This is a genomic window from Streptomyces caniferus, from assembly GCF_009811555.1.
Taxonomy (GTDB): domain Bacteria; phylum Actinomycetota; class Actinomycetes; order Streptomycetales; family Streptomycetaceae; genus Streptomyces; species Streptomyces caniferus.
Genome location: NZ_BLIN01000003.1, coordinates 1,366,462 through 1,392,526, shown reverse-complemented (window position 1 = coordinate 1,392,526; position 26,065 = coordinate 1,366,462). Strand labels below are relative to the sequence as shown.

General features: G+C 71.6%; 23 protein-coding genes and 1 pseudogene. 11 read left to right on the top strand and 13 right to left on the bottom strand.

Annotation, left to right across the window (positions count from 1 at the left end; translation table 11 throughout):
• The first annotated feature begins 43 nt into the window (after window positions 1–43).
• Window positions 44–814, top strand: a complete 771-nt coding sequence (locus Scani_RS14695; RefSeq protein ID WP_159474967.1) for a polysaccharide deacetylase family protein — start codon at window positions 44–46, stop codon at window positions 812–814.
• Between the two features lie 153 nt (window positions 815–967).
• Here Scani_RS14695 and ssgD (Scani_RS14690) read toward each other — a convergent pair whose 3' ends face one another.
• The 3 genes from ssgD (Scani_RS14690) to Scani_RS14680 all read right to left on the bottom strand — a co-directional run bounded on the left by ssgD (Scani_RS14690) (window position 968) and on the right by Scani_RS14680 (window position 3,878).
• Window positions 968–1,384 carry a spore wall synthesis regulator SsgD gene (gene ssgD, locus Scani_RS14690; RefSeq protein ID WP_159474964.1) on the bottom strand — a complete coding sequence of 139 codons (417 nt, stop codon included), beginning with the start codon at window positions 1,382–1,384 and terminating at the stop codon, window positions 968–970.
• A gap of 296 nt (window positions 1,385–1,680) precedes the next feature.
• Window positions 1,681–3,363, bottom strand: coding sequence for a PH domain-containing protein (locus Scani_RS14685; RefSeq protein WP_159474961.1), 1,683 nt, complete (start codon window positions 3,361–3,363; stop codon window positions 1,681–1,683).
• Window positions 3,360–3,878, bottom strand: a complete 519-nt coding sequence (locus Scani_RS14680) for a PH domain-containing protein (protein WP_159474938.1) — start codon at window positions 3,876–3,878, stop codon at window positions 3,360–3,362. Before Scani_RS14680 ends, Scani_RS14685 begins: the two co-directional genes overlap by 4 nt.
• 131 nt (window positions 3,879–4,009) lie before the next feature.
• On the opposite strand from Scani_RS14680, the gene Scani_RS14675 reads away from it, so the two are divergent.
• A complete protein-coding gene (locus tag Scani_RS14675; protein WP_159474911.1) occupies window positions 4,010–4,759 on the top strand; it encodes a TetR/AcrR family transcriptional regulator in 750 nt (249 codons plus the stop codon).
• A gap of 193 nt (window positions 4,760–4,952) precedes the next feature.
• On the opposite strand, the gene ssgD (Scani_RS14670) is transcribed toward Scani_RS14675, so the two are convergent.
• Window positions 4,953–5,366 (bottom strand): spore wall synthesis regulator SsgD, encoded by a 414-nt coding sequence (gene ssgD, locus Scani_RS14670; RefSeq protein ID WP_159474908.1) that lies wholly within the window; start codon window positions 5,364–5,366, stop codon window positions 4,953–4,955.
• 523 nt (window positions 5,367–5,889) lie between these two features.
• Here ssgD (Scani_RS14670) and Scani_RS14665 point away from each other — a divergent pair.
• Complete coding sequence (locus tag Scani_RS14665; RefSeq protein ID WP_159476021.1) at window positions 5,890–6,975, top strand: WD40/YVTN/BNR-like repeat-containing protein; 1,086 nt, start codon at window positions 5,890–5,892, stop codon at window positions 6,973–6,975.
• Between the two features lie 407 nt (window positions 6,976–7,382).
• Here the strand turns inward: Scani_RS14665 and Scani_RS14660 are convergent, their stop codons facing one another.
• The gene (locus Scani_RS14660) at window positions 7,383–7,889 is read right to left on the bottom strand and encodes a MarR family winged helix-turn-helix transcriptional regulator (protein WP_159474905.1); all 507 of its coding nucleotides are present in this window, start codon (window positions 7,887–7,889) and stop codon (window positions 7,383–7,385) included.
• A gap of 82 nt (window positions 7,890–7,971) precedes the next feature.
• Window positions 7,972–9,999 carry an FUSC family protein gene (locus Scani_RS14655; protein ID WP_159474902.1) on the bottom strand — a complete coding sequence of 676 codons (2,028 nt, stop codon included), beginning with the start codon at window positions 9,997–9,999 and terminating at the stop codon, window positions 7,972–7,974.
• A gap of 401 nt (window positions 10,000–10,400) precedes the next feature.
• Here Scani_RS14655 and Scani_RS14650 point away from each other — a divergent pair, with 401 nt between their 5' ends.
• Window positions 10,401–11,018: a TetR/AcrR family transcriptional regulator gene (locus Scani_RS14650; protein ID WP_159474899.1), complete on the top strand. Its 618-nt coding sequence runs from the start codon at window positions 10,401–10,403 to the stop codon at window positions 11,016–11,018.
• Between the two features lie 63 nt (window positions 11,019–11,081).
• Here Scani_RS14650 and Scani_RS14645 read toward each other — a convergent pair whose 3' ends face one another.
• The 4 genes from Scani_RS14645 to Scani_RS14630 all read right to left on the bottom strand — a co-directional run bounded on the left by Scani_RS14645 (window position 11,082) and on the right by Scani_RS14630 (window position 14,893).
• On the bottom strand, window positions 11,082–11,393 hold the full coding sequence (locus tag Scani_RS14645; RefSeq protein WP_159474896.1) for a hypothetical protein: 312 nt from the start codon (window positions 11,391–11,393) through the stop codon (window positions 11,082–11,084).
• A gap of 714 nt (window positions 11,394–12,107) precedes the next feature.
• Window positions 12,108–12,911, bottom strand: coding sequence for a DeoR/GlpR family DNA-binding transcription regulator (locus Scani_RS14640; protein ID WP_159474893.1), 804 nt, complete (start codon window positions 12,909–12,911; stop codon window positions 12,108–12,110).
• Between the two features lie 127 nt (window positions 12,912–13,038).
• Entirely contained in the window at window positions 13,039–13,920 is an 882-nt protein-coding gene (locus Scani_RS14635; protein ID WP_159474890.1) for a class II fructose-bisphosphate aldolase, read from the bottom strand.
• A gap of 67 nt (window positions 13,921–13,987) precedes the next feature.
• On the bottom strand, window positions 13,988–14,893 hold the full coding sequence (locus tag Scani_RS14630; RefSeq protein WP_159474887.1) for an SIS domain-containing protein: 906 nt from the start codon (window positions 14,891–14,893) through the stop codon (window positions 13,988–13,990).
• 367 nt (window positions 14,894–15,260) lie between these two features.
• Between Scani_RS14630 and Scani_RS14625 the strand changes: the two genes are divergently transcribed.
• Window positions 15,261–16,721, top strand: a complete 1,461-nt coding sequence (locus tag Scani_RS14625) for a sugar porter family MFS transporter (protein WP_159474884.1) — start codon at window positions 15,261–15,263, stop codon at window positions 16,719–16,721.
• A gap of 169 nt (window positions 16,722–16,890) precedes the next feature.
• Here the strand turns inward: Scani_RS14625 and Scani_RS14620 are convergent, their stop codons facing one another.
• Window positions 16,891–17,190, bottom strand: coding sequence for a YciI family protein (locus Scani_RS14620; protein ID WP_159474881.1), 300 nt, complete (start codon window positions 17,188–17,190; stop codon window positions 16,891–16,893).
• A gap of 171 nt (window positions 17,191–17,361) precedes the next feature.
• Entirely contained in the window at window positions 17,362–18,783 is a 1,422-nt protein-coding gene (locus tag Scani_RS14615) for an amidase (RefSeq protein WP_159474878.1), read from the bottom strand.
• 220 nt (window positions 18,784–19,003) lie between these two features.
• On the opposite strand from Scani_RS14615, the gene Scani_RS14610 reads away from it, so the two are divergent.
• A complete protein-coding gene (locus Scani_RS14610) occupies window positions 19,004–19,708 on the top strand; it encodes an endonuclease V (RefSeq protein WP_159474875.1) in 705 nt (234 codons plus the stop codon).
• Between the two features lie 68 nt (window positions 19,709–19,776).
• On the opposite strand, the gene Scani_RS14605 is transcribed toward Scani_RS14610, so the two are convergent.
• Window positions 19,777–20,973, bottom strand: a complete 1,197-nt coding sequence (locus Scani_RS14605) for a saccharopine dehydrogenase family protein (RefSeq protein WP_159474872.1) — start codon at window positions 20,971–20,973, stop codon at window positions 19,777–19,779.
• Between the two features lie 377 nt (window positions 20,974–21,350).
• On the opposite strand from Scani_RS14605, the pseudogene Scani_RS14600 reads away from it, so the two are divergent.
• From Scani_RS14600 to Scani_RS14580, 5 genes and pseudogenes are all read left to right on the top strand, one after another.
• Window positions 21,351–22,793 (top strand): annotated as a pseudogene (locus Scani_RS14600) (sialate:H+ symport family MFS transporter).
• Between the two features lie 162 nt (window positions 22,794–22,955).
• Window positions 22,956–23,336, top strand: coding sequence for an MmcQ/YjbR family DNA-binding protein (locus Scani_RS14595; RefSeq protein ID WP_159474869.1), 381 nt, complete (start codon window positions 22,956–22,958; stop codon window positions 23,334–23,336).
• A gap of 178 nt (window positions 23,337–23,514) precedes the next feature.
• Window positions 23,515–24,699, top strand: a complete 1,185-nt coding sequence (locus Scani_RS14590) for a CaiB/BaiF CoA transferase family protein (protein WP_159474866.1) — start codon at window positions 23,515–23,517, stop codon at window positions 24,697–24,699.
• Window positions 24,696–24,884: a hypothetical protein gene (locus Scani_RS14585; protein ID WP_159474863.1), complete on the top strand. Its 189-nt coding sequence runs from the start codon at window positions 24,696–24,698 to the stop codon at window positions 24,882–24,884. Before Scani_RS14590 ends, Scani_RS14585 begins: the two co-directional genes overlap by 4 nt.
• A 27-nt stretch (window positions 24,885–24,911) precedes the next feature.
• Window positions 24,912–26,054, top strand: a complete 1,143-nt coding sequence (locus tag Scani_RS14580; protein ID WP_159476018.1) for an acyl-CoA dehydrogenase family protein — start codon at window positions 24,912–24,914, stop codon at window positions 26,052–26,054.
• Window positions 26,055–26,065: the final 11 nt, after the last annotated feature.

Sequence of the window (26,065 nt, the reverse complement as noted above, 5' to 3'; positions counted from 1 at the left end):
CGCCGGTCGGTACGCACACGAGCACGGTAGGGACGGGGTCGGGATGGCACGGCGCTTCGGCAGGCAGAGCGGGATCATCGGAGCGACCGCGGCGGCGGTGGTTTCACTGGGGATCGCGGGGACGCTCGCCTTCGGCAATTTCGGCACCACCTCCCAGGCGGAGGCGGAGGGCATCGGTTCCGCCAAGGCCAAGCGGGCCGCCCCGGCACCGGTCGATCCCTCCATCGTGCACGCCTCGGACCGCCCCGGCCGCAGCCTCAACATCACCATCGACGACGGCCCGAGCCCGGTCTGGACCCCGAAGGTGCTCGCCGTGCTGAAGAAGTACAACGTCAAAGCGGTCTTCTGCATGATCGGTCCGCAGGCCAAGGCGCACCCGGATCTGGTCAAGCAGGTGGTGGCCGCCGGGCACCGGCTCTGCGACCACACCATCAGCCACGACACCGGCATGAATCACAAGCCGGAGAGCTACCAGTCGCAGCAGATACTCGACGCGCAGAAGATGATCGAGGACGCCGCGGGCGGCGCACGCGTCGAGTACTACCGCGCGCCCGGCGGCGCCTTCACGCCCTACAGCCGGAAGCTGGCCGCGGACCGCGGTATGCGGCCGCTGGGCTGGAACGTCGACAGCAAGGACTTCGAGGGCGGCACCGTAGAGGGGATCGAGGCGACGGTGCGCGGTGAACTCTCCAACGGGCCGACGGTCCTGTTCCACGACGCCGGCGGCGAGCGCGGCCGGACCGTCGAGGCGTTGGACCGGCTGCTGCCGTGGATGCAGCAGCAGGGCTACGGGTTCGGCTTCCCCCAGCGCTGAGGCGGGCGGTCGCCGCGGGCGGCGACCGTCGCGCCGGACAACCCGGGGCCTGTCCGTCACCGACCTGCCGGACAGGCCCCGGGTTGTGCCGTCGCCTCCCGGCTTCCCGGGGCGACGGCCTCCTCCCCCGGCCTCATGCGGGCACGGCCCGCCCTACGCCGCGCCGCCGAACAGCTCCGCGAGCCCGTGGTCCATGCCGAGACGTGCCACCTCGCCGCCCTCGGGCACGGCGTCGTAGCTGCGGGCGAGGAACAGCCGGACGTCCGCGGTCCGCAACTGGACCATGGCGACGCCCTCCTCCGCGTGGAACTCCATCACCGTGCGGTCCGGGCCCGACGGCCGTACCCGTACGTCGCCCCGCCCGGCCGGTCTCCGAAGCCCCTCGTCGAGCAGCTCCCGGGCGAACGCCCAGTCCACGGCGGAGCCGTCCAGCGAGATCTCCGGCGGGAAGAACATCCGTACCGCCAGGGGATCCGCGGGCTGATAGTGCAGCACCGCGGGCACCGCGTGCGGGCCGAAGGTGGTGGCGATGAGGCGAACCTGGACGGCTTGGTCGATGACGGTGTTCATCGCGCTGCTCCCTCACGGCTGTCGGGTCATGGGCAATGGCTCGTCCAGTAGGACGGTGTGCCCACGCTCGTCGTGCACGCGACATGGGTGTGAGGTTTCTCATGTTGCGCGGAGCTTGCCCGACGGTCCGTCGTGTGGAGGGTGTGCGGTGACGCGGTGGCCCCGCTCCGGCCTTCTGAGGTGCGCAGTTGCCGATCCCGGCGGGAGGGGGAGCGGGGGCGGCCCCGAGGTCCTTTACGGTCTCCGCGGCGGGCGGAGACCGTATAGACATCACCCGGGGCGAAGTGCCGTAGCCACTACGGCAGTCGCTGCTCCGGAAGGTGGCCGGACGGGCGGCCCGGAAGGTGACCCGGCGCGGCGGGGTGCGTCAGGAACTCCTCCAGGATTCCCGGGGCCGCCGCCGCGGCGAAGGCCGGGGCCTCGGCGGCCGCGAGGTCCGGGATGCGGTAGCCGTCCTCGCCCGCGGCGACCGCGGCGGTGAGCGCCACCAGGCCGGCCCGGCGGGTGAACGGCGAGGTGGAGAAGGTCCAGGCGGCGATGGCCTCGCGCTGGAGGGCGAGGGTGTCGCGGCTGAAGGTGCCCGAGCGGGTGACCAGATAGGGGCCCTGGATGCCGTGCCCCAGACTGCCGTACGCGTCCCGGGCCAGCCAGAGTACGAGCGCCGTGGCCACCACCGCGTAGATCCAGGCGCAGTGCAGCAGCACAGGGGTGAACGCCGCGCCGAGACCGGCCAGGACGGCGGTGCCGGGCAGCACCGCCCACAGCACTCCCCGCATCCGGCGCCGGCGAAGGGCGATACGGGGGTGCGTGGCCAGCGCCGCCGGAGAGTCGCTTCCCGGGAAGGGCGCCCGCAGGACGCCGCCCGCCACCCGCAGGGCCTCCGCGCGCGGCGCCGGGGGCAGCAGCCCGCTGCGCTTGCGGTTCTCCTCGCGGTTGCCCAGACCGCCCGCCACCGCGCGCACCAGCGCCCCGCCGCCGGCCCGCAGCAGCAGCGGCTCGCGCAGCAACACCCCGCGCAGCCGCGCCCGTTCGATGGTGACCGAGCGGGTGGTGAACAGGCCGCGGCGCACCCGCAGCGTGCGCGCGTCGGTCCACTCCAGGCAGTAGTCCCACCAGTTCTCGACGTACAGGGCGACGGCGCCGACCGAGCCGAGGGCGAGGACGGCGAGCAGTGCCGCCGGAATCGTCAGCCAGAGGGCGCTCGCGCCGAATTCGCTGAACGCCCGCTGGACGACGCCCAGTTTCCAGGGCTCGATGCCGATGCCGTCCAGGACCCGGTAGACCGAACCGGCCACCACGAACACCCCGCCGACGACCCAGAAGGTCAGCGGTGCGTACCGCAGCCAGCGCCGGCTGATACGGGCCACCACCGGATCGTTCGCGACCGACTCGGTGTCCGCGTACGCGAGCAGCTCGGCGCGCAGCCGCTCCGCCTCCGGGACCGCGAGGGCCTCCAGCGACAGTTCGCTGCGGCCGTCCCCCGAGCCCGCCGTACCGGCCCGCAGGACGGTGACCCCCAGCAGCCGGTGCGGCAGTGACGCGGTCAGATCGACGGTGCGGATGCGCTGCAGCGGCACACTGCGCAGCCGCCGCGTCAGCAGCCCGCTGCGCACTTCGAGCGTGGGGGAGGCGGGCCCGTGTCCGCCATCGGGCGCACCCGCGCCCGTACCGCCCGGACGCCGGGGGAGGGTGATGCGGAACTCCGTACGGGCCCAGCGGATCAGGCCGAGCGTGGTGACGACGGCGAACGAGGCCGCGATCGCGGCGAGCGTGATCCAGGCCCCGGTGGTGATCCGGCCTCCGGTGGCCAGCGCCGTCAGCGCCAGCGAACCGAGCGGCGCCGCCAGCCAGCCGCAGTGCACCAGAAGGGTGCGCGGATCCAGCCGCCGCCACTCGTCCGTCGCCACGGGGCCGGCGGGCGCCGTGCCCGGTATGCCGTGCTCCACGCCGGGTGCTCGATGCTCACGTGGCGCGCTCATGCGGCATCACCCGGCACGTCCTGCGCCGCCTCGCCGATCCGCCGGGACAGCTCCTCGGCGTCCGCGTCGGACAGCCCCGCGATCTTGATGTCGCCCGCGGTCGAGGCGGTGGTCACCGTCACCGTCGCCAGCCCGTACCGCCGTTGGAGCGGCCCGCGCACGGTGTCCACCGTCTGCACCCTTGTCAGCGGCGCGATCCGCCGCTTCTGCCAGAACCAGCCGTTCGCCGCATAGACCGCACGCCCGCCCAGCTCCCAGGCGTGCACCGCGTACCGCCACCGCGGCATGACGGCGAGATAGCCGACGGCCGGGAGCACCAGCACCACCAGCAGCAGCGGGCCCAGCCACGGCAGCGCGCCCGGGAAGAAGAGGAGGGACAGGACGGCCATGACGAGTGCGGTGAGCAGCATCGGGCCGCTGAGTGTCAGCAGTGCCTGGAGTCTCCACCACTGGCGGGCCCGGGGATCGACTCGGTGGCGGGGCGGGCGCAGCAGCGGGGCGGCGTGCTCGGGCATCAGGGTCACCGTTTCCAAGTCAAGCGTATTGAGTGGCGATACGTTATAACGGTACAAGCGACTTGTAAAAGCTGGCCGGGCCCCCTGGACGGAGCCACGAAGGGTCGCGCACGGTACGAAGGAGGACATCCGTGCCCAAGAAGGTGGACCACGAAGCCAGGCGTCAGGAGATCTCCGAGGCGCTGTGGCGGATCGCGAGCACCCGCGGGCTGGACGGTGCGAGCCTGCGCGATGTCGCGGCGGAGGCCGGCATCTCGCTCGGCCGGCTGCAGCACTACTTCCGCACCAAGGACGAGATGCTCGTCTTCGCCCTCCGGTACATCAACCGGCTCGCCGCGGACCGCATCCGCGCCCGCATCGAGGCGCTGGCCGAGGGGCCGACGCCCCGTGAGGTGCTGCGCGCCTGCCTGTCGGGCATGCTGCCGCTGGACGACCGGAGCCGCGTCGGCCTGCTGGTCGGCGCCGCCTACTACGCCCGCGCCGTGCACGACGAGGCCCTGCGCGCCGAGGCCGAGAACGGCATCCCCCAGCTCCGTGCCTTCTTCGCCGACCAACTGCGGCTGGCCGCGGACCGCGGCGAACTCCCGCCGGAACGCGCCACCGAGGACGAGGCGATGCTGCTGATCAGCACGGCCGACGGCCTCGCCACCTACGTCCTGCTGGGCGTGCACGACCCCGAGACCGCGCTACGGCTGCTGGATCTGCAGCTGGCGAATCTCTTCGGAGTGGAGGGGATGGAGGGGGCGGATGCGGTGGGGCGAGCGTCGTCCGCGTCCGCGGCCGCGTCCCCGGGACGGGTGCCGTCCGTGCTCGTCGGGGATCGCTCGGCGTCGTCGGCGTCGGTCGGGAACGGCCCGGCGCCGGCGGCGGAGCGGGCTTGAGGGAAGCGCGCTTGAGAGAGGCTCACTTGAGGGGAGTGGGCTTGAGGGGGTGGTCTTGCGGGGTGGGCTTGAGGGAAGTGGGCTGGCGTGGAGCGGGTTTGAGGGGAGCGTGCGCGAATTCCTCGTTGCGACCGTCGTGGTGGAGCGTCCCTCGTCGGCGGCGCCCGCACGATCCGCTCTCGGGGTGCGAGCTCTATGCCTCGCGCAACAGGGCGACGAGGTCGGCCTCGACGTCCAGATGCCCCGCCTCCTCGCCCTTCGCGACGACCTGGTACGACCTGTTCAGGAAGGTCCGCAGCTCCTGGGGGTCGAACTGCACCACCGCCATGCCCCCGACGGCGTGGAACTCGATCACCAGGGCATCGGAGTCGTACGGCCAGATCTGCACATCGCCCGCCCCGGCCGGCTCGGACAGGCCTTCCTCCAGCAGATCGCGCCCGAACGTCCACGCCACTTCCGCCCCGTCCAGCGACGCGGCGGGCGGAAAGACCAAACGCACCGCGAACGGGTCGGCGCGGTCGTAACGCAGGCTCGCCGGAATCACCTGCGACCGGGGAGCGGTCGCGATGAGACGGGCCTGAACGGCTTGGTCGATGACGCTGGACATCGCCGGCTCCCTTGTATTCGGTACGGGTCGTTGGGCCTTTGACCACTAGGACGCGTAGGCCATCGCGCCAGGTGCATTGGATTCCTACGTGACCTGCATCACGGGCCTTTGAATGTACGCATATGCCCTCTTTGCTGTGTGTGCGGGGCGCGGGACCGCGTTCTTCCGCTTGATGTGACGGGGTGTCAGGCGTGCGGGCGCCCCCCCCCGGAACCGGCCCCGCTCGGGGCGGGACGGCTTGCGATGGCTCTCGCTGGTTGGCGTGGCCAGGGGCCTGGCGGTGGTGTCGGAGGGGGTGTGGTGAGCGGTGGGATTAGAGCGGGTGCGGTGCGCGGCGGCGGCAGTGGGGGCGGTGGTGGCGGTGGGAGGCGGTCTGGACGGCGTGGTCGGGCTGGGCTAGCTTCCAGCCCACAACCAGAGCGGGGTGGGGCGAATGCGGCGTACGGGACGCCTGTTGGGCGGGGACTCGGACCGGAAGACGGGACCGGCGCCGCGTATCCGCAGGGCTCGTCAGTGGGCAGCCATGGTGGCCGGCGCGGCGGTGCTCGCCACGATGGCGGCCGCCCGGGCGGGTTCGTCCGGGGCGGCACCGGTTTCCGCCGGCGAGCCGGTAGCGGCGGCGGCGCTCACCGCCCAGCACGCCGGCTGGCGGCTCAAGGACAGCGGCAGCACCGCCCGCTTCCGTGGTCTCTCGGCCGTCAGCCGTACGACCGCCTGGGTCGCCGGTACGGCGGGCACCGTGCTGCGCAGCCACGACGGCGGCAAGCACTGGAGCGACATCTCCCCACCCGGTGCCGGGGCGCTGGAGTTCCGCGACATCGAGGCGTTCGGTGCGCGCCGTGCGGTCGTCCTCGCGATCGGCGAGGGGGAGGCCTCGCGCGTCTTCCGTACGGATGATGCCGGTGCCACCTGGACCGAGAGCTTCCGCAACACCGACCCCCGTGCCTTCTACGACTGCCTGACCTTCTTCGACCGCCGGCACGGCATCGCACTCGGCGACCCCGTCGACGGCACGTACCGCATCCTGTCCACCGCGGACGGCGGCCGCAGTTGGCGCGTACTGCCGTCGAAGGGCATGCCGCCGGCCCAGCAGGGCGAGGCTGCGTTCGCCGCCAGTGGCCAGTGCCTGGTCTCCGCCGGCAGTCGCGACGCCTGGATCGCGACCGGTGGCGCGGCCACCGCCCGCGTCCTGCACACCGCCGACCGCGGCCGTACCTGGTCGGTCACCGACACCCCCATACCGGCGGGCGATCCGGCCCGTGGCGTCTTCGCGCTCGCTTTCCGCGACCGCACCCACGGCCTCGCCGTGGGCGGCGATTACCGCCCCGACCAGCCCTCGCCGCACGCCGCCGCGGTCAGCGACGACGCCGGCAGCACCTGGACACCGGCCACCGCACCCCCCAAGGCCTACCGCTCCGGCGCCGCCTGGCTGCCGCATTCCCGGCACCTCGCCCTGGCGGTCGGCCCGTCCGGCAGCGACCTCACACTCGACGGCGGCCGCACCTGGCACACCTTCGACCACGGCTCGTACGACACCGTCGACTGCGCCCCCGACCTGGGCTGCTGGGCCGCGGGCGAACGGGGCCGGATCGCCCGCCTGGAGCCGTGAGAGCGGGCTTGGCGGTGGGTTCTGACGGCGGCGCTGGTGGTGGGCCCTGACGGTGGCTCGGACCGAGGGGTTGGTGCGGGCCCTGGCGGTGGCTCGGACGGTGAGGTTCGTGCGGACCCTGAAGTCGGGTCGGGAGCGGGCCCTGACGGCGGTCTTGATAGTCGGCCGAGCGGTGGCCCTGACCGTGGGGATGCACGGTGGGGGCTTGAGCGTGGACCTGGTGGTGCGCGTGAGGACGGGCCCGACGGTGGGCCCATGACGGTTATGACGGTTGGCCCGGCGGTTGGCCCGGCGGTGGGTTCGAGGGTGGGCTTGGCGGGGGCCGACGCGGGTGTGCCTGGCGGCGCGAACGCGAGCTACGCCCTCGCCGGGCCGCCGCTGTTCCACGCCTCCCCGCCCCGCCGTCCTCACTCCATCAGGCTGCCGAGCCGCCCCTCCAGCACCACCAGCAATTCGCCCAACGCCGCGGACAGTTCCTCCTGCCGCTGATCGCCGATGCCATCGAGCAGTGCCGCCTCGTACCGCAGCTGTTCGGGCAGCAGCCGGTCGATGGTCTCGCGCCCCTCGTCGGTGAGCGAGAGATGCGCGACGCGGCGGTCCCGGTCATCGGGGCGGCGCGCGATCAGTCCGCGCTCCTCAAGCTGCCGTACGCGCTTGGTCACCGCGGCGCCGGACGCAAAGGTCTCGCGAGCCACCCGCCCGGGGGTCACCTCACGGTCCATCCGGCGCAGGGTGCCGAGGATGTCGAACTCGGGACGGGTGAGTCCGGCCTTCCGCAGTGGAGCATCGGCCGCCTGCTGCAGCAGTGCGGAACAGCGGTTGAGCCGTCCGATCACCGCGATCGGGCCGGTGTCCAGCCCGGGGTGCACCTGCTGCCACTGGCGCAGCACCCCCGCGACGATGTCCTCGGTCACCCGCACACTCCTCTCGATCACGTCGTACGCACCCAATTGTGCCCGCCGCCGTTCCGGCCGCCGCGCCGGGCGGGCAGGCGGGTCAGGCGACCGGCACCGGTGCCGGCACCGCCGCCGGGAGCTGCCGGACCAGCCCGGCCAGCGCCCGGTGACCCTGCTGCTCGGCACGGGCGATCCGCTCCTCGGGCAGCGCGCGCTGCCACCACTCGCCGGCCGCCACGTCCACGGCTTCGCGCAGCTCGACCAGACATCCGGCCAGCCGGCCCCGGGCCCACCCGGTCTCCTGGGCCCAGGCGGTCACATGGGGCCATGCGGACTCCTGGGTCGCCCTGGTCTCCAAGGCCCATGCGGACTCCTGGGTCGCCCTGGTCTCCAAGGCCCATTCGGACTCCTGGGTCGCCCCGGCCCCCAGTGCCCATTCGGTCTCCTGGGCCGACCTGGCCTCTCGGGCGCCATCCGTCCCGGGTGCGTTCCGCGCCGCGAGCAGCCGCAGGGCGACGGCCTCCGCCGCCGCAACCCGCCCCAGGGCGACCTCGATACGGTTGGCGGCCCGCCGGTTGGTGACCAGGACGCAGCAGGCCAGCCCCACCACCGCGCCCACCACGGTGTCGATCCAGCGGTCGGCGATCAGCGAGCCGGCCGGTACCCGCCTGCCGAACTCGGTCAGCAGCAGCGCCATCGGCGTGACACACACCGAGCCGAGCCAGTAATTACGGGTGATGCACGCCTCCGCGCCGAGCTGGAAGGTCAGCGCCAGCGCGATCATCGCGAGCTCCCCGACGTGCATCAGCGGCAGCAGCGCGGTGTAGAGCAGCAGGCCGAGCAGATTGCCGAGGGTTCGTTGCAGCGCCCGCTGCCAGGAGAGCGTGGTGTTGGCCTGAAAGATCGAGGCCGCGGTGACCACGGCCCAATACGGGTGCCCGACGCCGACGGCCATCGACACCCAGCCCGCCAGCACACATCCGGCGGCGACCCGCGCCCCGATGGGCAACAGCGGTGACCCTGGCGCCAGCCGGGCGAGCACCGCCCGCACCCCGTGCGGACGACCGGGCGCGGGCCGCCGCGGCCCCCGCGCCTCTTCGGCGACGCCCATCAATTCCTCTGCCTGCTCGGCCGAGAGCACCACCTGAGGCAACGGCCGCCCGCTCCGCAGCTCACGTGCCCAGGTGCCGAGCCGCTCGGCCTCGCCTGCCGCGGTCCGGCCGTCGTGCCCGAGCGCCGACTCGGCCCGCACCAGCAGTCGTTCGAGTCCGGCTCGTGCGGCGGCCCTCGCCGGAGTGCGCGCCGGGACCAGGAACAGTGTGTGCCAGGCGGCGTTCACCGCGGCCGCAGTGGCATGCCGCGCCTGCGCCACACCAACCGATTCAACCCTGGCCGGTTCCACACCGGCGGGTTGCACCGCGACCGGTGCCGCCCCAGCCAATTCAACCCTGGCCGCTTCAACCCCGGCCGCTTCCGCTCCTCTGGAGCCCGCTTCGGTGCGCAGCAGCCCGGCCGCGGCCTCCAGCGCGCGGGCGGCGGCGATCCGCTCCGGCCCGTGCGGCCGTATCAGCGTCGGCGCCATGCAGACCAGCCAGGCGAGCCCGCCGGCGCCGAGCGCCAGCGCCAGATGCAGCGGGACCTCGCCGAGGTGCTGCGGCACGAAGAAGGCCGAGGCCGTGATGAACGTCAGGATGATGTTCCCCGGCGGGCCGATACGCGTGGCATCGCAGACCATCTTGTGGACGGCGGCCATCAGCGAGGCCAACACGACGAGCAGCGCGGTCGAGGTGGTCAGCGAGGCGGCGGTCAGCGCGATGCCGAGGCTCGCGACCATTCCGAACACCACCCACAACAGAGTGCGGGCGCGGGCCGCGTACGGCAGACCGTGCGCGTACAGGGCACACATCGCCCCGGCCGAGGTGTACAGGACCAGATCCAGCCGTCCCATGCCGAACAACGCGAGATCGGGGATCGCCAGCGCCGCCACCGCGCTGAGTGCCGGTTTATGCCAGATATCGACGGGCCTGCGCAGCCGGACGCTGCTCCTGATGGGCAACGGTCTGACGCGTACCCCGCTTCCCGGCACGGGAGGTGCGCTCTTTCCGGACGGCTTGGCATGCTTCCCCATGGCAAGAAGGTTAGCAGGTGTTTTACTAGTGAAATAATTGCCGGCAGGGTGACCGGAACCGGGTGATCCGGGTGAGACGGCAGACGGAGCCCCCACAGAGCGCAAGAAAGACGCGGAAGAGGTGCGCGGTGCAAGCGAGAAGCGCAAGCGAAACGACCGAGCGGAAGCGGCGCGGAGGCAGCCCGGAGGAGAGGGGCAACGAGGAAAGCGGCGGAGCGGTATCGGTCAGAGGGGGGCGCTAGGAGGGAAGGGGAGGGAAGGAGGACGAAGTGGGGGGCGGTGGAGAGAGGGGCGTAGATGAGGGGAGTCGGCAGCAGGGGCCCGGCTCGGGTGGCAAAGTGGCGAAGACGGGGGCGGAAGCGCGGGAGGGACGGGGTGGCAGGGCGAGCGACAATAGCCAGGTGCCAGCCGCCAAGAAGAAGACGACGACCGCCAATGCGTCACCGGAGCGCCGCCGCGAACTGCTCAACATCGCGGCGGAGGTATTCGCCGCGCACGGCTATAACGCCACCACGGTCCGCCGCATCGCGGACGAGGCCGGGATGCTCGCGGGCAGCCTCTACTACCACTTCGATTCCAAGGAATCGATGCTGGACGAGATCCTCTCCAGCTTCCTGACCGAGCTGTGGGACGGCTATGACGCCGTACTCGCCGCCGGCCTCGGCCCCAGGCAGACCATCGAAGCCCTGGTCACCGAGTCCTTCCGGGAGATCGACCGGCACCGCGCGGCCGTCGCCATCTACCAGAAGGAGGCAAAGCACCTCGCCGCCCAGCCCCGCTTCGGCTATCTCGCCGACTCCCAAGAGAAGTTCGAAAAGGCCTGGCTGGGCACGCTGGAACGAGGCGTCGCCGACGGAATCTTCCGGGCCGACCTCGACATCCGGCTCACCTACCGCTTCGTCCGCGACACCGTCTGGGTGGCGGCGAGCTGGTACCGGCCCGGTGGACAGCACAGCCCCGAGGAGATCGCCCGCCAGTACCTCTCCATGGTGCTGGACGGTATCGCCGTACGCGCCTGACCCGCCCGGGCAGGGCGGCGGCCTTGCGTAACCGGCGAGCTCCAGCGTCCTACCGTCGGTCGGTCAGCAGGAACTGTTCTTCACGAACAGGGCCCGCGACCCCCAGGTCGTGCCGTAGTGGACATCCTTCGTCGCGCCCTTCGCGAGGCTGCCGCGCGGGTCGCGCTGATGCGGGACGACGATGGTGAAGCACGCGGTCCGCCGGCTGCACAGGTTCGTCAGGCGCACGTAACGCTGGTGGCCCTTGTTGAAGTACTTCCGCACCACCACGCAGTGCGGCGACCGCTCCGCCGCTGCCGCGGTCGAGGCGCTGGTCATCGTCAAAGTGGCGCTGCACGCCACCGCTGCCAGTGCTATCGCCATGATCTTCCGCACGTAGCCTCCCCCGCTGGAAAACTTGAGATTCCCCCGCGAAGCCCACACCGGGTTCGCACGTTCATTCCCCATTGTCCATGCGCGCCCAAGGGAAATCAGCCCCGGGGGTCACACAGGGACACAAGCGCGACATGAGAGCAGCCCTTCCGAGACCGGGCGACATGGAGCCGGCCGGGCCAATCGAGGGGGCCGCACCCACCGGGGGGCCGGGCCCACCGAGAGGGCGGGCGCCGCCTGAAGGGGGTGGACCGGCTGAGGGAGTCGGGCGGACGGGAGGTGTCGGACCGGCCGACGGAGCCGGGCCGACTGACGGGGCCGAGCGAGCCGTGCCCAGCCACGGGGCCGAGCCGACCGAGCGAGCCATGCTGGCCAAGAGGGCCGAGCCGCCCGGTCGGGGGCGAGCAGGTCTGGTCGGCCGGCGAGAGGCGAACCGGAACGAGCGGCTCGGGTCGGAGCAGGCAGGGGCAGGAGGGTGGAGCGATAGGGGCGGCCCGCCTGGGGCGGGCACGGGTCGGATCGGTCGAGCGGGATCGAGCAAGCCGGACCGGATGGGTCGAGTGAGACCGAGCAAGCCGGACCGGCTCAGCCCGAAGAGCTACACGCCTCACCATCCGTCAACGGTTACCCGCATCAGCCACTCCCGTTGCCGCCTGCCGGTGGTGGTTGGGCGTTGGTGTCGATGGCCGGCGGTCGGTTCCGGTCGGTGGCCGCGGCCTACTCGCCGGTGGACGGGCGTGCGGCCACCACCTTCAGCCCCCGGTCCGCGAATTCCCGGCGGGTTGCCTCCTTCGCTCCGTTGTCCGTGATGAACGTGTCAAAGACATCCGCGTCGCCGACCCGGGCGAAGCAGCGCCCGCCGATCTTCGACGAGTCCGCGACGACCACGGCGCGCCGGGCCCGCTCGGCCATGAGGCGGTTGACCCGGGCCTCGGCCTCGTCGTGCACCGTGGCTCCCATCATCGGGTCCATGCCGTTGGCGCCGATGAACGCGATATCGATGGAGATCTGCTGCAGTACCAACTCGCTGAACGGGCCGACCAGTTCAAACGATCGCGAGTGCGCCACCCCGCCGGTGAGCACGATCTTGATCTGTGGCCGTACGGCCAGCTCATTGGCGATGTTGAGGGAGTTGGTGACAATGGTCAGATGCGGTTGCGGGCCGGCCTCGGCGAAGTCCGGACGGGTGGCGAGTACCCGGGCGATCGCCGTGGTCGTCGTGCCGCCGCTCAGCCCGACCACGTCCCCCCGCTCGACCAGCTTCGCCGCGGCCTGCGCCACCGCCTCCTTCTCTTCCGACCGGTGAGCGTGCTTGTAGCGGATGGGCAGGTCGTACGCCACCGAACTGAGCACCGCTCCGCCCCGGGTGCGGGTCAGCAACTGCTGCTCGGCCAGGGCGTCCATGTCGCGCCGCATCGTGGCGGCCGAGACCTCCAGCTCGGTCGCCGCCTCCTCGACGTCCATCCGGCCTCGGTCGCCGAGCAGCTCGAGCAGTGCGTTCATCCGTTCATGGCGCTTCATGGCGCGAGCCTAATTCGTCTCGGCCGGCCACGGCGACGCGCCGTAGGAGCCCCTGCCCCGCACCGGGGGAGACGCTCCCGTCCGCTATGACGAAGTGCCGCCGGGTCGGTGATCGCCCGCCGCCGTCTCACCCCCGGGCCGGTGCCTGGGCTGCGTACTGGCCCGGAACCGTTGCCGGAGTGCCCAGCACGCCCAGCAGCCTCGCCGCTTCCTCGGCCACCGCCGCCCGAGCGGGCTTGAGGTACTTCCGGGAGTCGACGAGCGACGGGTCGGCGCCCAGTGTGTGCCGTATCGAACTGGTGAAGACGGAGACCAGATGAGTGGAGATATTGATCTTCGTCATTCCGGCGGCGATGGCCCGCCGCAGCTCGTCGTCGGGCACTCCGGACGAACCGTGCAGTACCAGCGGCACCGGCAGCGCGGTGTGCAGCGCCGCGATCAGTTCCTTGTCCAGTACGGCCGTGCGCTCATGCATCGCATGTGAGGAGCCGACGGCCACGGCGAGCGCATCCACCCCTGTCGCACGGACGAAGGTCAGGGCCTCGTCCGGGTCCGTGCGCACCCCTGGCGCATGGACCCCGTCCTTGCCGCCCACCTCCCCGAGTTCCGCCTCGACATAGACGCCACGGTCATGGCACCAGGAGGTGAGTTCGGCAGTGGTGGCCACGTTCTCTTCGTACGGAAGGGCGGAGGCATCCACCATGACGGAGCCCACCCCGGCGTCGACGCCCTGGTGGACCAACTCGGCGTCGGTGATGTGGTCGAGGTGCACCGCGATCGGAGCCGCGGAGCCCTCGGCGAGGGCGAGGGTGGCGCGGGTGAGGGGCAGCAGACTGCCGTGGTAGCGGATGCAGTTCTCGCTGATCTGCAGGATCAACGGGATGCCGGTGCGTTCGGCGGCGGTGACGAGCGCCTCGGCCGTCTCCAGATGGATGACGTTGAACGCGGCGGCACCGACCCGCGCCTCACGCGCGGCGTCGACGATCGATGAGGTCGGAACGAGGGGCATCGGAGGCTGACTCCCTTGCGGACGGGACTGATTGACGTGCGGGAGGCGGGGCGGCGAGAACGGATGCCTACGAGGCGGCCGGCGTTTCGAGCATCACCGAGCGGGTCAGGCTGCGGGGGTTGTCCGGGTCGAGACCGCGGGCGCGGGCGCGCTCCAGTGCCACCCGCTGGACCAGCACCAGATCGGCCAGCGGATCGCGCGCATGGCACACGAAGCGCGCTCCGGTCCGCACAACATCGGCCTCCAGTCCTTCCGGTGCCGGACCGAACAGCCAGGTCACCCGGCCGGGTGCGGCTATCGCGATGGGACCGTGGCGGTACTCCATCGCGGGGTAGGACTCGGTCCAACTCTGCGACGCCTCCCGCATCTTGAGTGCCGCCTCATTGGCCAGGCCGAATGTCCAGCCCGTCCCGAGGAAGGCGAACTGCTCGGCGTCCACCCACTCCTTCTCGACGGGCGCGGCCAGCGCCTCCTCCGCGTCGGTCACCGCCCGGGAGACGTCCTGGCCCAAGTGCGCACGCAGCAGCGTCAGCGCCGTCGTCGCGAATCGGGTCTGCACCACTGACTTCTCGTCGGCGAAAGGAAGCGCGACCGTCTCGTCGGAGACCGCCACCGCCGGCGTCTCGGGGTCACCGATGATCGTCACCGTCGGGATGCGCCCCTTGACGGCATCGAGTACGCGCAACACCTCCGTCGTGGTGCCGGACCGGGTGATCGCGACCACCGCGTCGTAGCCGCGGTCGCTGCCGAGGAACGCCTCGGAGGCGGCGAAGGGGTCCGTCACGCCCTGTCCGGCCGCCTCGCGCAGTGCCGCATACGACTGCGCCATGAACCATGAGGTGCCGCAGCCGACGACGGCCACCCGCTGGCCGGCCTTGGGCAGCGGTCCCGCGGCCGCCCCGATCCGCGCGGCCTTGCGCCAGGTCTCCGGCTGGCTGTGCAGCTCCTGCTCCATGTACGAGATCTCGCTCATGGCCCACCCTCCCGTGATGTGCATGCGTTCATGAGTCTGCGTGAAAGTGCAATATTCGTGTTCGTTGCAATCGACTGTACGCAGAATTGTCGCAGGGTTCCATCCCTCGTACGAGTGGAGGCGCCAGAGGGGAGCGGTGCGGCATTGGTCGTGCAGAAGGCGTCTGTGGACGGTGCTGCGGTGAAGGCGGGGTGGCCGTGGGGGATGCGGAGTGCTGCGAGAAGGTGTTGACAGGTGCGTGAAACTCGCCGAATACTTGCAAGATCAGTCACGCTGACGCAGTGACGCACTCAGGCAGTCACGCAGATTCCCGTCACGCAATGTCCGTCATGCAGCAAGGCCCGCTCCGCCGCACAGAGGACTTCCGATGTCCATTGCCACGCTCTCCGCGACGCCCCCGCCACCGTCATCCGGCACCGCACGCCGTACCGGCAGGCTGCTCGCGCTCACCGGCGCCGTCGTCGGCGTCATCTACGGCTACGACACCGGCAGCATCTCCGGTGCTCTGGTGTTCCTGAGCAAGGACTTTCATCTCACCGAGGCCGAAAAAGGCCTGGTCAACAGCATCCTTGTGTTCGGCTCCATCGTGGGCGCGCTGATCGGCGGCAAGCTCGCCGACGCCCTGGGCCGCAAGGCGGCGATGCTGATCGTCGCCGGCTCGTATGCCGTGTTCGTCGCACTCTCCGCCATTGCGCCCAACGTCGTCGTGCTGGACATCGTCCGCTTCCTGCTCGGCATCGCCATCGGCATCTCGATCGTCGCCGCGCCGCTCTATGTCGCTGAATCGACCCCGGCACGTATCCGCGGGGCCTCCGTTGCCGCCTACCAGGTGGCCACGGTCGCGGGCATCGTCATCACATACTTCGTCAACTGGGGCCTGTCCGGCGGCGGCCACTGGCGCTGGATGCTCGGACTCTCCGCGATCCCCGCCGCACTCGTGCTGATTCCGCTGCTCAGGCTGCCGGACACCCCGCGCTGGTACGTCCTCAAGGGACAGACGGAACGAGCCGTCGAGGTCATGGCGACGACCGACCCGGACGTCGATCCGCGCAGGGAGGTCGCTGCCGTGGCGTCCGCGCTCGCCCAGGAGAGCGGTGGATCGGCGCGTTCCCTGCTGCGCAAGCCGTACGCCCGCGCCGCGCTCTTCGTCGTCGGCCTCGGCTTCTTCTGCCAGATCACCGGCATCAACGCCGTGACGTACTACAGCCCGCAGATCTTCGAGGAGATGGGCTTCACCGGCAGCGGCCAGAACTTCCTGCTGCCGTCCTTCGTCCAGCTCGCCTCACTGGCCGCGACCGTGCTCGCCATCCTCATCATCGACCGGCTCGGCCGGCGGGTGGTGCTGCTCTGGGGAATCGGCACGATGGCCGTGATGCTCGCCGTCCTGACCGTGGTCTTCGCCAGGGGCGATCTGCATGGCGCCACGACCTGGGTGGGCTTCGCCGCCATCCTGTTGTTCACCGCGGCCTTCAACTTCGGCTTCGGATCGCTGATCTGGGTCTATGCGAGCGAGGCCTTCCCCGCCCAACTGCGCTCGACCGGGGCCTCGGTGATGCTCACCGCCGACCTGGTCGCCAACCTCCTGATCGCCCAGTTCTTCCCCTCCCTGATGGCCTGGGCAGGTGCGGCCCGGACATTCGCGGGCCTCGGCTTCCTCGCGCTCGCCGCGCTGGTTTTCGCCGCCGCCACCGCGCCCGAGACCAAGGGGCGTCAGTTGGAGGAGATCCAGGATTACTGGCGCAACGGGGGCCGCTGGCCCGCGTCGCCCGCTCCCGTAAGCTCCGGCCCGCTCAGCGGTTCAGCGGTGCCGCCGACGACGACTTCGTAGTCCGGGCAGGGACGTGCCCAGTGACGGACGGGGTCCCGTGCTCGCCCCGCCGGCCGTCCAGGGCGGAGGCGGGGGCATGGCGAGGCGCCGCTGAAGGTGGTGCCCGGGCTGCCGGATCGCCGCGGTCCGGGCCGTCGGCGGTCCGGACCGGGCCGGAGAGGACGGTTCCTCAGGACGGCAGCCGCTCCCGGTACTGCTCCAGGGCCGGAGCGGTCGTCGTCGCCACGAACTCGGTGATCCGGTACTCACACACGCCGGCGACGGAAAACGGGTCCTCGGCCACGATCCGCTCGACGGTCGCACGGTCCGTCCCGGCGGCGAGGATCACGCCTCCGTCCCGTGGGACCTTGCGGCCGGCGGCGATGAAATGCCCGGCGGCGTACTCCTTCTGCAGCCACTCGACGTGCTCCTGAAGGACGGCGTCGACGCGCTCGATGGGCGCCGTGTAGGTCAGTTCCAATACGAACATAGCTGCAAATATAGACGAGGAATCAGGAGGAATCGGGGCCTCCTCACGGAAGGGAACGCGCAGGCCAGGACGGATGCGAGAGATGCCGCTCCGGTTGATGTGCCGCCGTCTGCTGCGGAGCAATACAGGTCCTGGAAGTGCCGCGGGCCCAAAGGGGGCGGCCTCGCGGAATCAGCCCGCCGGCAGGTCCGGGCGGCGCCGACCGTGCCGCGTCGCGCTCTCATAGGCATGACCGGCACGGAGGACGGCGAGGTCCGCGCGCGGCGGACCGATGAACTGCAGCCCCACGGGCAGACCGCCCGGGGTGAATCCGGCGGGAACCGACAGGGCGGGCACGCCGAGCACGGAGATGAGGTAGGCGGACCGCATCCAGTCCAGATACGAGCGGGTGGGCCGGCCCGCGACCTCCCGCGGATACTCCAGCTCCGCGTCGAACGGCGTGACCTGGCTGACCGGGGCGAGGAGCAGGTCGTACCGGGAGAAGAAGTCCAGCGTCCCGAGGTGCAGTCGGCTGCGGGTCGCGGTGGCGGTGTTGAGGTCGGCCACGGTCAGCCGGCGGCCCTGCTCGATGTTCTCGACGATGCTGGGTTTGAGGGCCTGCCGGTCGGAGTCCAGCAGGTCGCCGAGCGCCAGGTCGAAGCTGTGTGCCCGCAGCGTGCGGAAGGTCGCGTCGGCCCCGGTGAGGTCCGGGCAGGCGGTGTCGACGCGGCAGCCGAGCTCCTCCAGGATCCTCAACTGGGGCTCCAGGACGGCGAGTACATCCGCCTCGGCCGGAGCGTGGCCCGCGAGGTCGGGGGTCCAGGCGATGCGCAGGCCGCGCAAGTCGCCGTCGAGAGGCACGCGGAACGTCCCACCGGGGGTCTCCAGGCTGACGGGGCTGCGTGGATCCGGACCGGCCATCGCCGACAGCAACAGCGCGGTATCGGCAACGGTCCGTCCCATCGGGCCGGGGACCGACAGGGTGTCCCAGAGGTCGCGGCCGGGGTGCCGGGGGACGCGTCCCGGCGTCGGCCGCAGCCCGACGACATTGCAGAAGGACGCGGGGTTGCGCAGCGAGCCGCCCATGTCACTGCCGTCGGCGAGGGGTTGCAGCCCGGCCGCGAGTGCCGCGGCGGCGCCGCCACTGCTGCCGCCCGCCGAACGGGTGGTGTCGTAGGGGTTGCGGGTGGTGCCGAAGAGAGGGTTGAAGGTGTGCGAACCGGCGGCGAATTCGGGGACGTTGGTCTTGCCGAGGCGGATGGCACCGGCCCGCTGCAGCCTCTCGACCAGCAGGTCGTCCTCGTCGGGGACGTGGTCGGCGAAGAGCGGTGAACCGTGCGTGGTGCGCATCCCGCGGGTGAGGTGGGTGTCCTTGAACGCGATCGGGAGTCCGTGCAGGGGCGGGACGACGGCGCCCCGGACGAGGCGTTCGTCGGCGCGCGCGGCTGCGGCGAGTGCGCCCTCGGGGTCGAGGGTGACAAGGGCGTTGACGACAGGATTGACCTGCTCGATGCGGTCCAGATGAGACTCGACGACCTCCCGGGCGGAGATGTCGCGGCGGCGCAGCCGGGCGGCGAGGTCGAGGGCGTCGAGCTGATGGAGCGCGTCGGGCATGAAGACCTCGGGAGGTTTCAGAGCGGCGAGTACCGGGGCCGGGGGACGAGGGGGCCGCTGAGGGGCTGCCCCATCCGCTCGGGCGGCACCGCCTGAGGGGGCGGCGGGGTCCGGAAGTTCACGCTCATCAAGATATCCGGCGCCACTGACAACGCGGCGTGAGCCGGTGCCCTTGCCCGGCCGGGGGCTCGCTCACGGGTTCGGTAGCGTGGTCGCCACCATGGACACTTCCGGAGCGCTCTCCTGCGACGACGAACTGCGGCACTGGCCGACCGACGAGGACCAGGCGCGTGCGGTCCAGGACCGGTTGCGGTCCTCTGTGCGGCTTGACGAACCCGGTCCGGAACCCGGGTTCGAGGGCACTGTCGTCGGGGTGGATGTGGCCTACGACGATGCACGTGATGTCGTCGCCGCTGCCGCCGTCGCGCTGGACGCCCGTACGCGCGCCGTCGTCGACGAGGCCACCGCGGTCGGGCAGATCTCCTTCCCCTACGTCCCCGGGCTGCTCGCCTTCCGCGAGATCCCCACCGTGCTCGATGCGCTCGGGCGCCTCGCCCGCACCCCTGGCCTCGTGGTCTGCGACGGTTACGGGCTGGCGCACCCGCGCCGCTTCGGGCTCGCCAGCCATCTGGGGGTGCTGACCGGGCTGCCCACCATCGGTGTCGCCAAGAACCCCTTCACTTTCCGGTACGAGCCCCCTGGGCCGGACCGGGGCGCGACCTCTCCTCTGCTGGATGGGGACGAGGAGGTGGGACGTGCGCTGCGTACCCAACAGGGCGTCAAGCCGGTCTTCGTCTCCGTGGGACACCGCATCGACCTCGACCGCGCCTGTGCGCACACGCTCCACCTGGCGGCGCGTTACCGGCTCCCCGAGACGACCCGGGCCGCGGACGCGCTGTGCCGGCGGGCGCTCGCCGACGCCTGACGGCGGGCGTCGGCGAGCGCCCGCGGTCCCGGGGAGAGGACCCACGGGACCGCAGTGAACGGCCGCGGCTACTCCTGGACGTCCTGGACGACGCGGAACGTGATGCCCGCTTCCTGCAGGCGGGCTGTCAGCGCTTCCCCCATGGCGACCGCGGTCGTCACCTGCCCGGCGGTCTCCGGCAGGTCGTCGAAGGCCAGGCTGAGCGCCGACTCGGCGAGCATCTTCGCCGTCTCGTCGTAGCCGGGGTCGCCGCCCGACACCTCGGTGATCACGCGCTTGCCGCCGCCGGAGGCGATGAAACGCACCTTGAACCAGCTGCGCGCGCGCCGCTCGGGGCCGGGCCCGTCGCCCGGCTCCAGGCGTCGCGACAACCAGCGCCGCGCGGGCGGCACCTGGGCGAGGGCGCACAGGGCCCCCGCCCCCAGCGCCCCGCCGAGGGCGATCGGCAGCCGCTGTACGCCCGCGTAGTGGCGATAGCGGAAGTCGGGCCCGTAACGGTCGAGAGCGGCGGCCGAGCGGGCGATGATCTGCGGGTCGAGGGTCGGCAACGGCACACCCCAGGTGTGCGTTTCCGCGCTCTTGAGGGGCGGTCCGAACGGCGCCCGTACCGTACGGCCGACCGGTCGCGGTTCGGTCCGCTGCCGTTCGCGGGCGGCCCGCACCATGGCCAACGGGCGCGAGGCGACGGTCAGCGCGGAGGCCAGAGTGCCCCCGGAGAACGTCGCGTTGGTCCGCACGAAGCCGTCGATGCGGACGGGGACGCCCTCGGGCAGGAGCCCCACCGTGAAGAGGACCCCCAGGTCGTGCGGGACGGAGTCGAATCCGGCGGCGTGCACGAGGCGGGCACCGGAGGCGCGGGCCGTCGCGTCGTGACGCAGGTACATCCGGTCGATGAACTCCGGCTCACCGGTCAGGTCGAGATAGTCGGTGCCGGCCGCGGCGCAGGCGGCGACCAGCGGCTCACCATGGATCACATACGGGCCGACGGTCGTCGCCAGCACCCGGGTGCCGGCGGCGAGGGCGCGCAGCGAGTCCGGATCGCCGCTGTCGGCCCGCAGCAGCGGCAGGTCGGCACAGGCCGGGTCGATTTTCGCCAGCCGGTCGCGCAGCCGCTCCAGTTTGGCGGTGTTGCGCCCGGCCAGTGCCCAGCGGCAGTCTTTGGGCGCATGTTCGGCCAGGTAGGCGGCGGTGAGGGCGCCCGCGAAACCCGTCGCGCCGTAGAGGACGAGGTCATGAGCCCGTCCTGAGGTGTCCTGCCGTGGCATCCCGCGTCCTCTCGACCGGCTGTCGGGCATGGAGAACGGACCTTAGGCAGGTGCCGTCACCTCCGTCAACGTCCCTTTGCCGCCGCCCCCTTGGCTGCCTCCCGGCGGTCCCTCGGGCGGCAGGGAGCGGGGCGGGCAGTCTTGACAGGGCGTGGTGACCGGTCCAGATTCACCCATGGCACCGATGATGTAGGACGTCCCATGTCTGGACTTCCCCGACCGACCGCAACCCAGCGGCTGCCTCTCGACGACGCCGCGCACCGAACCGTCCGCCGACGGCTGGAGGAGGCCGGGTAGCCGTGACGACGCGTCCCGCGGAGACCCCTGAACGACAACGGAACCGGTGGCGGGAGGTCACCCCGGGCCAGTGGAAGGCGATGTCCGCCGCCTGGATCGGCTATCTCCTCGACGGCTTCGACTTCGTCCTGATCACGCTCGTGCTGACCGAGATCGCCGCCGACTTCCATCTGAGCACCGCCACCGCCGCCTCGCTGATCTCCGGCGCCTTCGTCACCCGGTGGCTGGGCGGCGCCGTCCTGGGTGCGATGGGCGACCGTTACGGCCGCAAGGCCGCCATGATCACCAGCATCCTGCTCTACTCGCTCGGCACCTTCGCCTGCGGTTTCGCCTAGAACTACACCAGCCTGTTCCTCGCCCGGCTGGTGATCGGTCTGGGCATGGCGGGGGAGTACAGCGCCGGCGTGACGTATGTGCTGGAGAGCTGGCCCGTCCGATGGCGCAACAGGGCCTCCGGATTCATCATCTCCGGCTACGCGGGCGGCACCGTCCTCGCCGCCGAGCTCTACACCTGGGTGGTCCCGCGCGGGGGCTGGCGCTGGATGTTCTGGATCGACGTCCTGCCCGTCCTGGTCGCCCTCTGGATGCGCAGATCGCTGCCGGAAGCCGGTGACTGGCAGCAGCAGATCGGGGCCGCCGGCACGGAAGCGGAACGCCCCAATCCGTTCCGGCCGTTGTTCACCGGCCGGATCCGGCCCTGGGCCAACGCGGCGCTGACGGTGACGGCCTCGGTCGCGCTGTTCTGCGTCTTCACGCCCGTCGGGGCGGGCTTCGTGCCGGGGCTGTCCGTCGTCGCGGCGGGGTGCCTGGTGGCGTTCGCCGTGCAGCTCGGCGGCCGTCGCGGATGGCTGCTGTACGTGGCCCTGACGGCGACGGTGTTCTGCGCCTTCCTCTACAGCTGGCCGATCCAGGCCCTGCTGCCCACCTACCTCAAGACCGACCTCGGGTACGCCCCGGCCCAGGTCGCCGACGTGATGTTCTACGCGGGCTTCGGCACCATGGCGGGCTGCTGGCTGGCGGGCTTCGTCGGCGACCGGATCGGTACCCGCCGGGCCTATGCCTGCACGCTGCTGGCCTCCCTCGCCTTCGTCTTCCCGGTCTTCGCGGTACAGGACAGCCTGCCGGTGCTCGGCGTGCTGGTCTTCGGGCTGCTCGCGCTCAGCCAGGGCATCTCCGGCATCCTGCCGAAGTACCTCGCCGGCCACTTCCCGACCGCCACCCGGGCCGCTTCTCTGGGCTTCGTCTACAACGTCGGGGCCCTGGGCGGGGCGGTGGCGCCCGTCCTCGGCGCCCATCTGGCCGAAGGCATGTCCCTGGGGCAGGCGCTGGCCGTGCTCACCTTCGGACTGACGCTCGTGGTCATCATCCTGGTGGGCGGCGATGTCCCCCGGCGGCTGGGCCGGCTGGTGGGTCGTCAGGCGCCCGGCGACCATCTGGTGCCGGGGGCCGAGGGCGCGGGCGCGCCGCCCGCGGGGGAGTCGCCCGCTTCCGGCGCCGGAGGGGCTTCGCCGGACGCGGCGTAGCGGTGCCCGGGTCCCTCGGTCGGCCCGGCGCCCGGCGCTCCGCGGGCCGTTGTCAGTGGTCGCCGTTAGCGTGGAATGCGTTGGGCGGCCCGCGCGTGACGGAGCGTGGCGCCGGGCGGTATCGCGGGCGGTGCCGTACGGGGGACGGATGTGGAGGAGCGCATGGCGAAGGCGGCGGGTCCGGCGGCGGTGCGGGAGCGGGTGCGCGCGTTCGCGCTCGGGCTTCCCGGGACCGCGGAGGAGTTCCCCTGGGGGGAGAGCGTCATCAAGGTCAACAAGAAGGTCTTCGTCTTCCTCGGCGTCGACGACGGCAGCCATCCGTTCGGGGTCACGCTGAAGCTGAAGGATCCCGAGGCCCACGCCCACGCGCTGACCTCGCCCGGCGCCGAGCCCGCGGGCTACGGCCTGGGCAGGTCCGGATGGGTGCGACTCCCCCTGGCGGAGCCGGGCGCTCCGCCGGCCGAACTGCTCTGCGACTGGGCGGAGGAGTCCTATCGCGTCATAGCCCCCAAGAAGCTCATCGCCGAGCTCGACGGGGGATAGCGGCGCAGCGGCAGCAGGCGCGCAGAGGCCCGTGACGGCGATGGCAGTTGAGCATCGCCGACGCGGGCCTTTTCCGCTGCTGCCACTTGGCAAGGGGGGCTTGTGGAAAGTGGAACACGTTCTTAACATCACGAGTGTTACATCAGAAGTGTCACAGTGCGGAAAGGCATGGGGCGCGATGACGGAGTCAGGGAACGGCCCGCTGAGCGGGGTCCGGGTGGTCGAACTCGCGGGCATCGGCCCCGGCCCGTTCGCCGCCATGCTCCTGGCCGACCTCGGCGCCGACGTCGTCCGCGTCGACCGGCCCGGAGGCCCGGGGCTGGGCATCGACCCGGCCCGGGACATCACCAACCGCAACAAACGGTCCGTGCTGGTGGACCTCAAGAGCCCCGACGGGGTGGCGCAGGTCCTCGAACTGGCCGGGCGCGCCGATGTGCTGATCGAGGGGTACCGCCCCGGTGTGGCCGAGCGGCTGGGCGTGGGGCCCGAGGAGTGCCTGGCGCGCAACCCCCGGCTGGTCTACGGCCGGATGACGGGCTGGGGGCAGCAGGGCCCGCTCGCCGACACCGCCGGACACGACATCGGCTACATCGCCCTCACGGGCGCCCTGAGCATGATCGGCCCGTCCGACGGCCCGCCCGCCATCCCCGCCAACCTCCTCGGGGACTACGCGGGCGGCTCCCTCTACCTGGTCATCGGCGTCCTCGCCGCCCTCCAGCACGCCCGCACCGACGGCGGAACGGGCCAGGTCGTCGACGCCGCCATCGTCGACGGCACGGCTCATCTGACGGCGATGATCCACGGCATGCTGGCGGCCGGCGGCTGGCAGGACCGGCGCGGTGCGAACCTCCTCGACGGCGGAGCACCCTTCTACGGCACCTACGAGACCGCAGACGGCGGCTATATGGCGGTCGGTGCGCTGGAGCAGCGGTTCTACGGCGAATTCATCCGGTTGCTGGGCATCGCGCAGGAGGCACCCAGCCGCGACGACCTCGCCGCCTGGGGCGAGCTGCGCACCACCATCGCCGCCCGCTTCATGACCCGGAGCCGCGAGGAGTGGACGGCGGTCTTCGCGGACTCCGACGCCTGTGTGGCGCCGGTGCTCTCCCTGCGCGAGGCACCGCGGCACCCGCATCTCGCCGCCCGCGGCACCTTCGTCGAGCACAGCGGACTGACCCAGCCCGCGCCCGCGCCGCGCTTCTCCCGCACTCCGGGCGCGGTACGCAGACCTCCGGCACAGCCCGGCGCGGACGCCGCGGAGATCGCCCGTGACTGGCAGGTCCCCGGCCTCCTCGCCCCGCTCCCCGCCGACGCCCCGACGGCCGCTCCGGACCGCACCGAGCAGAAGGACACGGCCGGGTGAGGGGAACCGCCACGCCGCTCCCGTACGCCGCCGCCCCGCGGCAGGCCGCCGAAGAGGCAGCTGTCGTCCGCCGGGAGGGAACCGGGGACGGGTGCGGCGCCCCGTTCGCCGGGGGCGCCGTCCGGCGCGGCCCCGTGGGGCCGCAGCCCGCCAAGCCGACCGAGACCGTCAAGAACCGGCTCTGAGGAGGGCCCGCAGAGATGACCGCGCAGATGAAGCGCCAGATCTTCACCGAGGACCACGAGGCCTTCCGCAAGGTCGTACGGACCTTCCTCGCCAGGGAGGTGACGCCGCATTACGAGCAGTGGGAGAAGGACGGCGTCGTCAGCCGGGAGGCGTGGCGGGCGGCCGGCAAACAGGGACTGCTGGGGTTGGCGGTTCCCGAGGAGTACGGCGGGGGCGGCCAGCACGACTTCCGCTACAGCGCGGTGCTGGCCGAGGAATTCACCCGGGCGGGCGCGGCCGGGCTGGCCGTGGGCCTGCACAACGACATCATCGGCCCCTATCTGACGACGCTGGGCACCGATGAGCAGAAGCGCCGCTGGCTGCCCGGTTTCTGCAGCGGCGAGATCATCACCGCCATCGCGATGACCGAGCCCGGCGCGGGCTCCGACCTGCAGGGCATCCGCACCCACGCCGAGGACGCGGGCGACCACTGGGTCCTCAACGGCTCCAAGACCTTCATCTCCAACGGCATCCTCGCCGACCTGGTCATCGTCGTCGCCAAGACGACACCGGAGGGCGGGGCGCACGGCCTGAGCCTGCTGGTCGTCGAGCGGGGCATGGCGGGCTTCGAGCGCGGGCGCAACCTCGACAAGATCGGGCAGAAGGCCCAGGACACCGCCGAGCTGTTCTTCCACGACGTACGCGTCCCCAAGGAGAATCTGCTCGGCAAGCTGAACGGCGCCTTCGTCCATCTGATGACCCACCTCGCCCAGGAGCGGATGGGCATCGCCGTCGCCGCCATCGCCGGCGCCGAACACCTGCTGGAGATCACCAGCGAGTACGTCAAGGAGCGTGAGGCGTTCGGACGGCCGCTGGCCAAGCTCCAGCACATCCGCTTCGAGATAGCCGAGATGGCCACCGAGTGCGCCGTCACCCGCGCGTTCCTCGACCGCTGCATCGCCGACCACTCCGCCGGCGAACTGGACGCGGTGCATGCCTCGATGGCCAAGTGGTGGGCCACCGAACTGCAAAAACGCGTCGCCGACCGCTGTCTGCAACTCCATGGCGGCTACGGCTATATGGCGGAATACCGCGTGGCCAAGGCCTTCACCGACGGCCGGATCCAGACGATCTACGGAGGGACCACCGAGATCATGAAGGAGATCATCGGACGCTCCCTGCTCGGCTGACCCCGGACCGG

Excerpts from the sequence above, each read along its gene's own strand:
- Scani_RS14695 (WP_159474967.1), top strand. The coding sequence starts at position 44 with ATGGCACGGCGCTTCGGCAGGCAGAGCGGGATCATCGGAGCGACCGCG.
- ssgD (WP_159474964.1), bottom strand. The coding sequence starts at position 1,384 with ATGAACACCGTCATCGACCAAGCCGTCCAGGTTCGCCTCATCGCCACC.
- Scani_RS14685 (WP_159474961.1), bottom strand. The coding sequence starts at position 3,363 with ATGAGCGCGCCACGTGAGCATCGAGCACCCGGCGTGGAGCACGGCATA.
- Scani_RS14680 (WP_159474938.1), bottom strand. The coding sequence starts at position 3,878 with ATGCCCGAGCACGCCGCCCCGCTGCTGCGCCCGCCCCGCCACCGAGTC.
- ssgD (WP_159474908.1), bottom strand. The coding sequence starts at position 5,366 with ATGTCCAGCGTCATCGACCAAGCCGTTCAGGCCCGTCTCATCGCGACC.
- Scani_RS14665 (WP_159476021.1), top strand. The coding sequence starts at position 5,890 with ATGGTGGCCGGCGCGGCGGTGCTCGCCACGATGGCGGCCGCCCGGGCG.
- Scani_RS14655 (WP_159474902.1), bottom strand. The coding sequence starts at position 9,999 with ATGGGGAAGCATGCCAAGCCGTCCGGAAAGAGCGCACCTCCCGTGCCG.
- Scani_RS14640 (WP_159474893.1), bottom strand. The coding sequence starts at position 12,911 with ATGAAGCGCCATGAACGGATGAACGCACTGCTCGAGCTGCTCGGCGAC.
- Scani_RS14635 (WP_159474890.1), bottom strand. The coding sequence starts at position 13,920 with ATGCCCCTCGTTCCGACCTCATCGATCGTCGACGCCGCGCGTGAGGCG.
- Scani_RS14630 (WP_159474887.1), bottom strand. The coding sequence starts at position 14,893 with ATGAGCGAGATCTCGTACATGGAGCAGGAGCTGCACAGCCAGCCGGAG.
- Scani_RS14625 (WP_159474884.1), top strand. The coding sequence starts at position 15,261 with ATGTCCATTGCCACGCTCTCCGCGACGCCCCCGCCACCGTCATCCGGC.
- Scani_RS14620 (WP_159474881.1), bottom strand. The coding sequence starts at position 17,190 with ATGTTCGTATTGGAACTGACCTACACGGCGCCCATCGAGCGCGTCGAC.
- Scani_RS14615 (WP_159474878.1), bottom strand. The coding sequence starts at position 18,783 with ATGCCCGACGCGCTCCATCAGCTCGACGCCCTCGACCTCGCCGCCCGG.
- Scani_RS14610 (WP_159474875.1), top strand. The coding sequence starts at position 19,004 with ATGGACACTTCCGGAGCGCTCTCCTGCGACGACGAACTGCGGCACTGG.
- Scani_RS14605 (WP_159474872.1), bottom strand. The coding sequence starts at position 20,973 with ATGCCACGGCAGGACACCTCAGGACGGGCTCATGACCTCGTCCTCTAC.
- Scani_RS14595 (WP_159474869.1), top strand. The coding sequence starts at position 22,956 with ATGGCGAAGGCGGCGGGTCCGGCGGCGGTGCGGGAGCGGGTGCGCGCG.
- Scani_RS14590 (WP_159474866.1), top strand. The coding sequence starts at position 23,515 with ATGACGGAGTCAGGGAACGGCCCGCTGAGCGGGGTCCGGGTGGTCGAA.
- Scani_RS14580 (WP_159476018.1), top strand. The coding sequence starts at position 24,912 with ATGAAGCGCCAGATCTTCACCGAGGACCACGAGGCCTTCCGCAAGGTC.